1 protein-coding gene is annotated in these 508 nt (G+C 74.6%); it reads left to right on the forward strand.

Annotated elements, in window-relative coordinates:
- Window positions 1-508: amidohydrolase family protein (locus tag GH736_RS24285; protein WP_159607655.1), on the forward strand; the 508-nt coding region annotated here is incomplete at both ends.

The following is a 508-nucleotide window of genomic DNA, read 5'->3' on the forward strand; positions in this document are numbered from 1 at the left end:
ACGCCGCCGCGACCGCCGCCGCGCGCGGCGTGGTGTGCGTGACCGACTACGAGATGCGCTGGAACCGCGACGACTGGGCACGGCGCGCGGCCGGCGGTGCCTTCCCCGTCCGCGTGTCCTTCGGCGTGTACCCGCAGCACCTCGCGCGGGCGATCGAGGAGGGCCTGCGCACCGGTGACGCGGTGCCGGGCACCGGCGGCCTGGTCACGGTCGGCGGCGCCAAGGTCATCACCGACGGGTCGCTGAACACCCGAACCGCCTGGTGCTTCGACCCGTATCCGGGCCTCGAGGGCCACGAGCACCCGTTCGGCGTCGTGACCGTTCCGTTCGAGGAGCTCGTGCCGCTGATGCGACGCGCGCACGCGGGCGGACTCACCCCGGCGGTGCACGCGATCGGCGACCAGGCGAACGCCCGTGTGCTCGACGCGTTCGAGGCGGTCGGATGCCGCGGCTCGGTCGAGCACGCCCAGTTGCTGCGCCACGACCACGTCGCGCGCTTCGCGCGGCT

This window comes from Agromyces humi (genome assembly GCF_009720255.1).
Taxonomy (GTDB): domain Bacteria; phylum Actinomycetota; class Actinomycetes; order Actinomycetales; family Microbacteriaceae; genus Agromyces; species Agromyces humi.